Origin of the sequence: Gemella haemolysans (assembly GCF_001553035.1) — a bacterium.
Taxonomy (GTDB): Bacteria; Bacillota; Bacilli; order Staphylococcales; family Gemellaceae; genus Gemella; species Gemella haemolysans_B.
Genome location: NZ_KQ959964.1, coordinates 1 through 9,118 on the forward strand (window position 1 = coordinate 1; position 9,118 = coordinate 9,118).

Consider the following 9,118-nt stretch of genomic DNA (forward strand, 5'->3'; position numbering starts at 1 on the left):
TTTTTCTATCAGTCCGATTTTTTGATGAGCCGTTTAAAATCTATTTATTTAACATACCTGCTTGAAGTTGGTACATTTTGTAATAATTACCCTTTAACGCTATCAACTCGTCGTGTGTTCCAGATTCAATAATTTCACCTTTATCTAACACATAAATACAGTTAGAATCTTGAATCGTTGATAATCTATGAGCAATTGCTATTGTCGTTCTACCTTTTCTCATTTTCTCAAGAGAATGTTGAATTAACTCTTCTGTTTCAGAGTCGATATTTGCAGTAGCTTCATCAAGAATAAGAATCTTCGGCTTACTTGCTATAGTTCTAGCAAATGTTAACAGCTGTCTTTCTCCAGATGAAAACGTTGAACCCCTTTCTGTAACTAAGCTATCATACTTATCTTCTAATTTATCGATAAAGTTATGTGCATCAACAAACTTTGCCGCTTCAATAACATCTTCTCTTGTTAAACTTTCATTATACATCTTAATATTAGACTCTACTGTTCCGTGATATAAGAATGGATCTTGAAGTACTAGTCCAACACTATTTCTTAATTCTTTAGAACTATAATCTTTAATATTAACTCCATCAATTAAGATTTCTCCTCTATCATAATCATAAAATCTTAAGAATAGGTTCATAATAGAAGATTTACCAGAACCAGTAGCTCCTACAAATGCTATACTCTCTCCATTTTTGACACTAAACGATATATTTTTAAGAACATCTCGTTTACCATCGTAAGAGAAGCTAACATTTTTGAACTCGATATCTCCACGTGAAATTTTATGATCACTATCTTTTTGCTCTGGCTCATATTCTTCATTGTCTATTAGTATGAAAACACGACCTGCAGAAATTATAGAAGTTTGAAGAATTGAGAAGTTTTGCATAAGTTCAATTAGTGGATTGAACAGCTGATTCGTATATTGAATAAACGCATAGATTATTCCGGCTGTAAAACCAGCACTTTCAAAACTTAACCCAAAATACATTACGATAACACCATATGCTAATACTTTAAATAAAGCCATAGCTGGTCTTAATAATAAACTATCAACCTTTAACGATTTAGTGTAATAACGAAGGTGTTCATTATTAACCTTTCCAAATTCATCAATTAATCGTTGTTCCTGATTAAAGGCTTGGATAATCTTCATACCCTCTATAGATTCCGATAATTTAGTATTCATTTCACTAATTTTCGCACGAGAAATTTCTACTAATCTACTAGAAAGCTTCTGATATAGATATACCGAACCAACCATTACAGGGATAAATAGTATCATGTAGATTGTTAATTGCCAACTTAAAGCAATCATCGCAGACAGTGTTACTACAAACATAAGTATAGTATTTAGGAAACTTGAAAAAATTGTTCCAAACATATCCGCAACAGCCTGTGTATCATTAGTTAATCTAGATACTACAGAACCTACAGGAGTCTTATCAAAGTAAGACATACCTAATTTTTGCAAATTAGCAAAACTATCATTTCGTAAATCTCTAACTATACTGTGAGCTACTTTTGCAAAGTAATACTCTCCTAAAAATGTAAACACAACTCTTAGAATAAATAATCCAAAGTATATTAATAATATATATAATCCAGCTTTAGCAATATTTTTTGTAATAAAATTATCAATATAATATTGAGCTAAAAGAGGAATTGCTGTTGCGACTATCGAAGTCATTAATATAAATAATAGTGCCAATATCGATAATCCTTTATAGCGCAACATATAGCGCATTAATCTAAAAAACGTCTTACTTTTCGACATCTTCATTTCCTCCTTTCAAGCTTTCTTCCATTTGTTGACTTTCATATGTCTCTTTATACCAACCATTATTGGCGATAAGTTCGTCATGAGTTCCTTTTTCAATAATCGTATTATCACCTAAAACAATTATTAAATCAGCTTCCACTACTGCAGAAAGTCTATGTGCAGTAATGATATTAGTTTGACCACTACGTTGTTCTTTTAAGTTCTCTAAAATAACATGTTCAGTCTTAGCATCAACCGCAGATAATGAATCATCAAGAATTAAAATTTCAGGATTAATAATCAAAGCACGACTCATTGCTAAACGTTGTTTTTGACCACCTGAAAGACTAACACCTTTCTCACCAACAATCGTATCAAACTTCTCAGGCATAGCCATAATATCATCATACAGACCACAAATTTTTGTAATTTCTTCTACTTGTTTATCATCAATTAAAGGATTCGCAAAACGGATATTCTCTTTAATCGACATAGCAAATAACACTTGATCTTGTGGTACATATCCGATAAGTCTTCTAAGGTCGTTAATACTATATTCAGCAATGTCTCTATTGTTAAGCATGATATTACCAGACTCAATATTAAACTCTCTTAATAAAAGCCTTAATAATGTAGTTTTACCTGCTCCAGTAACACCTACGATACCTAGTGTTTGACCTTTTTCAATAACAAACTTAATATCTCTTAGAACACTCTTACCTTCTTCAAATTCGAAGTTGTTGATATTATATTCAAGTCGACCATTTTCAGCTTTGATTTTGCTATCTAAATTGGTATTTACCTCATTAACTTCAGCTAATAAACTCTCAATACGTTTATAAGATACTTCACCACGTTGTGATATATTATACAACCAACCAATTGCTTGAAGCGGCCATACTAACATATCAAGATAAGTCACGAAAGTAACTAGCTCCCCAACCGATAAATCACCATTTGAAATAAAAATACCCCCGAAAACAAGAGTAAGTGTATAAGATAATCCAACGAAGATTAATACCATTGGATCAAATAATGAGTTATACTTAGCAGCGATAACATTCTTACCGAATACTTTGTTATTAACTTCCCTAAAACTCTTAATCTCATCATTACCATAACCGAATGATTTAGTGACCTTTATCCCAGAAGCACTTTCTTGAACCTTATTATTCAAATCAGAAAATGACTCTTGTGCCGCCTCAAAACTCTCATAGTTTTTATCACCAATATAATTAGTAGCATATGCTAAAAACGGTAAAGGAATAATAGCTATTAGAGTCAACTTGAAATCAATTAAAAATATCATCGTAAATAATGTCACTAAAGCTGTAATACTCGCATCAACCGCTGACATTACTCCACCCCCAGCAACCATTGCTACTGAGTTTATATCATTCGTTGCATGCGCCATTAAGTCACCCGTACGATATTTTTGAAAGAACGACGGAGACATCTTAGTAAAGTGTTCAAATAATCTTGACCTTAAGATTCTTCCTAAGTTGTATGCCGCCCCAAAAATATGAACACGCCAAACATAACGAAGTGCGTACATCGCAAGTGCAGCTAATACAAGATAACCAACATTTAAGAATAACTCTCCATTAGTTAAATTTCCAGCCTCAATTTTATCAATAACAGTCCCAATAACTTTCGGTGGAATTAAGTTGAAAATACTTACTAATATAAGGGCAATTATCCCAATAATATAACGCCTTTTTTCTAGCTTCATAAACCAAGCTAATTTTCTAAATAAATACATCTACATATCACCTAACCTTTCTCCTAATTTTGAAAATACTTCTCCAATTTTACCATTAATTACTAGATCAGCCATATTATCCTGAGGTGTAGACGTCTTATTAATAACAACTAAATACTTTCCTCTAAAATAATGTAGTAGATTTGCTGCTGGATAAACACTTAATGAAGTACCACCGATAATCAGTACATCAGCTTTTTCAATAAAGTTAATCGCAGCATTAAATACTGTCATATCTAATTCCTCTTCATATAAAGTAACATACGGTTTTATTACTCCACCACATTTATCACAGCTCGGTATTTCTTCATTTTTAGCCAAAAAGTCTTTTAAGTTGTAAAAACTTTTACACTTAGTACAATAGTTAGCATCTACACTACCATGAAGTTTTAAAACATTTTTACTACCCGCTTGTTCATGAAGAGTATCAATATTTTGGGTAATTACTGCCTTAAGTTTCCCTTGTTTTTCCAAGTCAGCTAAATAAAAATGAGCTCTATTCGGTTTGGCATCAGGATAAACTAAATGTTTTTTGTAAAAATCAAAGAAATCTACAGGATACTTCACAAACATAGTCCTAGAAACGAGTTGTTCAGGTGTAAAGTGGCGATTTAATTTAACATTAAACACACCGTTCGCACTTCTAAAATCTGGAATATCAGATTCAGTAGAAACACCAGCTCCACCAAAAAAGACAATATTATCACTTTTTTCTATTATATTGCTAAGTTTTTCTAAATGCTTCATAATACTACCTCCTAAAAAATATAATATAAGCCATTAAAAGAAGGAAACCTATTTTCAAGTCTCCTTCTTTCAATTAACTTCTAATTAGCTTCTTTTTCTTTTTGAGCTTTTAACTCTTTAATACGTTGTTTACGCTCTTCGATACGAGCTTTTTTCTCTTCACGAGATGCACTCTTAATTGGACCGCGAGCGATATGTTCTTTACTATCGTTAGTTACAAGGTTAGTTGGTTCTTGTTTCATTTCGATTTCTTCATGACGTTCTACTCTAATACGCATTAAGTTAGTTACAACTTCTACTTGAATATCATCAATCATGTCCTCGAACATTTGATAACCTTCTGTTTTGTACTCGCGAAGTGGATCAATTTGTCCATAAGAACGAAGGAAAATCCCTTTTCTAAGTTGATCCATTTGGTCGATATGATCAGTCCATCTATCATCGATAGCATTAAGAAGAATGTATTTCTCGAATGAATTCATAGTCTCATCACCAAGTAACTCACGTTTCTCAGCTAACTCAAGATTAATTCTGTGTAATACAAGCTCGCGAATTTCATCATCAGACATAACATCTGAGTACTCACTCTCAGTAATAGGTTTTTGACCTAAGAACTTCTCATTAAGTGATTTAATAATTTCTTCAGTTTCTTCTTTTTCACTATGCGCCTCTAAGTTTTCAGTGATAAATGCCATAGTTTTATCTACTGCGTCACCAATCATATCTTGAATAATATCAGTAACAACTTCATTCTCTAATACTTCATTTCTTTCAGCATACATGATTTCACGTTGTTTACGTAATACATCATCATATTGAAGTACTTGTTTACGTGAATCATAGTTATTACCTTCAACACGTTTTTGTGCACTTTCAACAGATCTACTTACCATTCTACTTTCAAGTGGCGTATCATCATCTTTCCCCATGATTTTTTGTAATCTATCAGCTCCGAAACGAACCATAAGTTCATCTTCAAGAGATAAATAGAATCTACTGTACCCTGGATCCCCTTGACGTCCTGAACGACCACGTAATTGGTTATCAATACGACGTGATTCGTGACGTTCTGTACCTATTACAGCCAGACCACCTAACTCACGAACACCTTCTCCAAGTTTAATATCCGTACCACGACCAGCCATGTTAGTCGCGATAGTTACCGAACCACGTTGTCCAGCTTGTTTGATTATTTCAGCTTCACTTTCATTTTGTTTAGCATTAAGAACTTTATGAGGAACACCATATTTATATAATAATTTAGATACTAATTCACTCGTTTCGATTGAAACAGTACCTAAAAGAACTGGTTGCCCCGTATCATAACGTTCTTTTACCTCTTGTGCTACTGCATTGAACTTGGCTTCCATATTTGAGTAAATATAGTCTGGTGCATCAATCCTTTGGATTGGTCTGTTCGTAGGAATTGTTGTAACAAACATGTTATAAATATTTCTAAATTCCTCTTCCTCTGTTTTACCAGTACCTGTCATACCACTAAGTTTTTTATACATTCTGAAGAAGTTTTGGAATGTAATAGTCGCCATTGTTTTACTTTCTTTCTGGATTGGCACACCTTCTTTAGCTTCGATAGCTTGGTGTAATCCTTCAGAGAAACGACGTCCAGGCATTGTACGACCAGTAAATTGGTCAACGATTAAAATCTCTCCGTCTTCAGCAACCACATAGTCAACATCTAACGCCATTGTATAGTTAGCTTTTAGCGCTTGGTTAATGTGGTGAGTTAAATCAACATTTTTCAACTCGTAAAGATTGTTTAGTCCAAAATAACTTTCTGCTTTATCAATACCATTTTCAGAAAGTTGAATAGATTTAGTTTTAATATCTAATGTATAATCTCCATCACTTCCATCTTCTTCCTCTGCTTTTTTCAGAGTTTTAACGAAGGCATTTGCAACTTGGTATAATGAAGTCGATTCTTGACCTTCACCAGAGATAATAAGTGGTGTACGTGCTTCATCGATAAGAACTGAGTCAACCTCATCGATTACGGCGTAGTTTAATGGACGTTGTACACGAGCTTCAACTGTTTTAACCATGTTATCTCTTAAATAGTCAAACCCTAACTCATTATTCGTTGAATATGTGATATCAGCATTGTATGCTGCTCTTTTCTCTTCAGAATTCAGAGAGTTTAAGTTAAGACCTACAGAAAGTCCCATGTAGTTATAGAAAACTCCCATTTCTTGAGCGTCACGTTGTGATAAGTATTCGTTAACTGTAACAACGTGCACACCTTCACCTGCTAATGCATTTAAGTATACTGGCATTGTCGCAGTAAGAGTTTTACCTTCCCCTGTTCTCATCTCCGCGATATCACCACGGTGAAGTGCGATACCACCCATGATTTGAACTTTATATGGTTTCATTCCTAGAGAACGTAATGCTCCCTCACGAGCTGCAGCGAACGCATCTACTAAAATTTTATCTAATATATCCGGTGTATCTTTACCTTTTTCTTTTTGTTCTTGGATATAAGCTTTAAATTCTTCTGTTTTATTTACTAATTCTTCATCGCTAAGATTTGAATATTCTTCATCTTTAGCTAATACTTTGTCAGCTAATTTTGATAAACTTTTTACTTCTCTTTTATTAGCATCAAATATTTTTCCTAAAATAGCCATTAACATTTTCCTTCCGACATATTTTTCTATTAAATGATTTTATAATCATATTATAATTCATCATTTAATTATAACATTCATTTTCTATTAAAGCAACCACATTAGCACGATTTTAAGTTGATATTAAGTAGGATTCATATCTGACTAAGAAAGCTAAATGAATTTATATATTTTTGATTTTAAATAAGTAAAAATTCTAGCAGAACTCCCCCTTAAAATCCTACTAGAATATTTTTTATTTATATTTTTTTAGTAAACTTTCTACTTTCTTCACATATAAGTCTCGAACATTTTGAGGTGCTAGTATTTCAATATCACTACCTAAAGAGAAAATCCAACCTAAGAAATGACTACTACACATAACTTCTACAGAAGTTTGATAATAATCATCTTTTTTATGAATAATAATATCTTTACCGAATCTATCGACAATCGCTCCAATTAAAGATTCTTTAAACTCTAAAGTCACCTTTTCTAAAGTTCCACCATACATACCAAAGATTTTCTTCGAATAACTCGATATATCTTCTTTTTGGAACTTATCATGACCTAATCTATCATTCTCAGCAATAACAACATTTCTCATCTTATCAACACGATAATTCTTGATTAAATCTGTCTTAGCATCGTAGGCAACCATGTAATAATTCTCATCATTCCATACTAGAGCGAATGGACTTACATTATAAACTTCACCGTTTTTCCTATCAATCATCTGTTTCTTATAATTCCATTGCCAATAATTAAAATTAATTTGCTTATTTTCTGCAATTGCATTATGAATAGCATCAACATTATAATAAATATTTTCGTTTATATATTTATTCTCTTCGAAAGAATATACCTGTCTTTGAATTTTCTGAGCCTGTTTTTTACTCGCTAATTTCTTAAGTTTTAAGATTAGATCGCGCGATTTTTTCGCGGTTAGGAATTTACTTGCCTGAATAACATCAATTAACATCTTCACCTCAGCAAGTTCAAACTCTCTTTCTACTAAAGCATAGGTATTTTCACGACCACTTTTTTCAACTACGATATTAAATCCATAATCTTGTAGTAATTCTATATCTTTATATAGAGTTTTTCTCTCAACAACTATTTCTTTTTTAAAGAGTAAAGAAGTTAATTCTTTTATACTTAAATAAGTATTTTCATCACTATAGTCTCTCAGTATTTCTAATAAGTATAATAGCTTTAATTTTTGATATCTTCCTTTTTCCATAAATTTTGCTCCTTATATACACTTATGTATATAATAACAACTATTTACGAATTTTTCTATCATTTTTGTGATTATTTTCATCTCTTTTTAGAACTTCTGCAATAACAGAACCACCAGTAACAAAACATACTCTTACAAAGAATTTATCTCCTACTTTATCATAAATTCTTCCTGCACTTTTCGTACCTTTTGCGACAGTTCTGCAAGAATTTCCTACATAACCAACTTTACCAAAAGTCTTCATCATAACTTTTATAGCTTCTTCGTCATAGTCGTTATCGAACTCTTTTTCACAGCTTATAACATCTCCTACTTTAAAAACTGTTGTTCCGAAATAATGTTGCATTCCTGTAATTGTAATATAATCTTTTTCCATTTTAAATCACCTCTTCGTTTTGTGATTTAATTATAGCAAGTCATCTGTCCATTTTTTTGGACTCATAATATTTTTTATAAAAAACATAAAAAATAAGAGCCTAAAAATATTTTTTCTTAAAAACTTTATTTTTATATAGCTCTTATTTTTTTTATTTAGCAGAGTCACTCAAATATAAATCTTATAGTTTTCATAAATTTATATTAAATTTATATTTTAAACTTAACAATATCTCCTAAAAATTACTAATAAATAAAACATAATGATATATATTATTTATCCTTGTTTACGTTTCACAGCAAAACTAATTCCTAGACCCGCCATAATTACACCTATCAATAATAATGAAGATGTTGTTTCTCCAGTTCTTGGTAGAACACTCTTTGTTTCTTTCTTCCCTAAATCACCTTCTGATTTATTTATTGATTTGTTAATTTTATCTTCTTTTAATTTTGTATCAAGCTTATTTTTATCTTCTAATGATTTACTTGGTTTTTTACCTTCTTCTTTTGACTTTATTGTTCCTGATAGTACGTTACCTTCTTCTTTTGGCTTTATTGCTCCTGATGGTGCGTTACCTTCTTCTTTTGGCTTTATTGTT

General features: G+C 31.7%; 7 protein-coding genes. All 7 read right to left on the reverse strand.

Annotation, left to right across the window (positions count from 1 at the left end):
• Positions 1-40 precede the first annotated feature (40 nt).
• Entirely contained in the window at positions 41-1,780 is a 1,740-nt protein-coding gene (locus HMPREF3186_RS05385) for an ABC transporter ATP-binding protein (RefSeq protein ID WP_060914266.1), read from the reverse strand.
• Entirely contained in the window at positions 1,767-3,527 is a 1,761-nt protein-coding gene (locus HMPREF3186_RS05390) for an ABC transporter ATP-binding protein (RefSeq protein ID WP_060914267.1), read from the reverse strand. The genes HMPREF3186_RS05385 and HMPREF3186_RS05390 overlap by 14 nt, the downstream gene beginning before the upstream one ends.
• A complete protein-coding gene (locus HMPREF3186_RS05395; protein ID WP_060914268.1) occupies positions 3,528-4,274 on the reverse strand; it encodes an NAD-dependent protein deacylase in 747 nt (248 codons plus the stop codon).
• A gap of 80 nt (positions 4,275-4,354) precedes the next feature.
• The gene (gene secA / locus HMPREF3186_RS05400) at positions 4,355-6,919 is read right to left on the reverse strand and encodes a preprotein translocase subunit SecA (protein ID WP_060914269.1); all 2,565 of its coding nucleotides are present in this window, start codon (positions 6,917-6,919) and stop codon (positions 4,355-4,357) included.
• 235 nt (positions 6,920-7,154) lie between these two features.
• Entirely contained in the window at positions 7,155-8,141 is a 987-nt protein-coding gene (locus HMPREF3186_RS05405; protein WP_060914270.1) for a helix-turn-helix transcriptional regulator, read from the reverse strand.
• 40 nt (positions 8,142-8,181) lie between these two features.
• A complete protein-coding gene (locus HMPREF3186_RS05410; protein ID WP_060914271.1) occupies positions 8,182-8,517 on the reverse strand; it encodes an HIRAN domain-containing protein in 336 nt (111 codons plus the stop codon).
• 276 nt (positions 8,518-8,793) lie between these two features.
• Positions 8,794-9,118: LPXTG cell wall anchor domain-containing protein (locus HMPREF3186_RS08905; protein ID WP_156438973.1), on the reverse strand; the 325-nt coding region annotated here is incomplete at its 5' end.